General features: G+C 67.1%; 1 riboswitch.

The annotated features are described in order from the left end of the window. Nucleotides 1-426 precede the first annotated feature (426 nt). A riboswitch (cobalamin riboswitch) is annotated at nucleotides 427-681 on the minus strand. Between the last annotated feature and the right edge of the window lie 80 nt (nucleotides 682-761).

A 761-nucleotide genomic window follows, 5' to 3' on the forward strand; every position in this document is an offset into this window, starting at 1 on the left:
GTCTTACGCGCCACCCGCCCCGCATCCACATCAGGCAGATCCCGCGCCCACCGCGCCACCAGAATCTCGATCTGCCCGGCGCCGGCCTCCACCGCCGCCACGGCCTGCGCGAAATCCGCACCCACCGTCGCGGCACCCATCGCCGCACCCGTCGCCTCGCCGACCTGCCCGATCGTCACTGCCCTCTCCTCGCCCGTCCGAAGTACGGTCCGAAAGCGGTGGGCCACACAACGAGCGGACGGCAACGAGAACAGACCCGGACATGCAGCACAAAAAAGCACGCACATCTCAAAGCACAGGACCAACCACGCACACATATGTACCAACCAACGCACACATGCACGCGTCCCGCGCCAGGATGGTCTTCCCTCAATCCCGACACGCCGTCAGCCGTCCCACGCGACTTCGGACGCGCCGCGCCCGGGAACGGACGCGGCACCGCTGGCAGGTCTTCGGACTCGCGGGCACCCGGGACCCGAGCAGCCGACCTCGCCGACCTCCTCGATCCCGGAATCTACTGGCCGTCACTTCCCAGGCACCACGTCCAAGACGCGGTCACCCAGTGTGCACGACGGCTGTCGTTCCCACTCACCGCTGCGGGGCAGTCCCGGTCTCACACCGGGTTCCCTCTTACCTCGACCGCCCCAGAAGAACGGCCGAACCAGCTGCGTCGGACACCATATCTTGTAGCCGCACGAAAGTCACACCCAACATCTCGGGTATGACAGGACGCTGCCCCCACCCCACGCCCGACTCAGCAC

Source organism: Actinospica durhamensis (genome assembly GCF_018139695.1).
GTDB classification, from domain to species: domain Bacteria; phylum Actinomycetota; class Actinomycetes; order Streptomycetales; family Catenulisporaceae; genus Actinospica; species Actinospica durhamensis.